Source organism: Psychrobacter sp. AOP5-GZ1-6 (genome assembly GCF_052376345.1).
Classification (GTDB): Bacteria; Pseudomonadota; Gammaproteobacteria; order Pseudomonadales; family Moraxellaceae; genus Psychrobacter.
Genome location: NZ_JBQSVP010000301.1, coordinates 1 through 875 on the forward strand (window position 1 = coordinate 1; position 875 = coordinate 875).

At 40.6% G+C, this 875-nt stretch carries 1 protein-coding gene; it reads left to right on the plus strand.

Annotated features, from left to right (window positions below; genetic code table 11):
* Positions 1-402: 402 nt before the first annotated feature.
* A partial coding sequence (locus tag ACT3RN_RS15900; protein WP_444518846.1) for a catalase occupies positions 403-875 on the plus strand: 473 nt, incomplete at its 3' end.

Below are 875 nucleotides of genomic sequence, written 5' to 3' on the forward strand. Positions count from 1 at the left end.
TATAAAGTCAACGTATACAGTCAACCTATATAAACTCACTACATTGTCATCCTCGCTATAGTCATGCCACTATAAAATTATGACAGCGTCTCGCTTGAAGTATGAGATATGCGTCTACACTCGGCTGCCTTGTACTATGTTAAATGGAATCGACTATAATCAGACCAATATATTTACCAGAAATATTGGCTACTTGATAAAAGAATACCTTAAAGAATAACTACATTACAAGGCTCTATTATTAATGCTAACGTCTCTTTTGGACAGTCTAAAATTACTGATTTCGACTGCAAACTTTAACTAAATATCAACAAGGAGTGCAATGAGTCCATCATAGCTATTAGCTAGTATTAGAGACAGCTCTGTATAGAGCCTACTTTTAATGACTAGCTAGGAAGCATAATGAATAATAATATTGATCATACCGACCCCGCTAAAGACATGAATACCGAACGTGGCAATGGGGGTGAAACCCATCAGCGTGCTGGTGATGACGTCAAAGCTTTGACGACGCAACAAGGCGTTGCCATCTCCGACAATCAAAACTCTCTAAAGGCAGGCTCACGTGGCCCGACATTGTTAGAGGATTTTGTATTACGTGAAAAAATCCATCATTTTGACCATGAGCGTATTCCTGAGCGTATCGTCCATGCGCGCGGTAGTGCTGCACACGGTTATTTTGAGCTGACAGAGTCTCTAGAAGAGTACACCACGGCGAAAATTTTGACTGAAACAGATAAGCAGACGCCTTTGTTTACTCGCTTTTCAACAGTAGCTGGTAACAAAGGCTCAAAAGATACGCCACGTGATGTGCGTGGTTTTGCCGTAAAAATCTATACCGAAGAAGGCAATTGGGATATCGTTGGTAACAACAT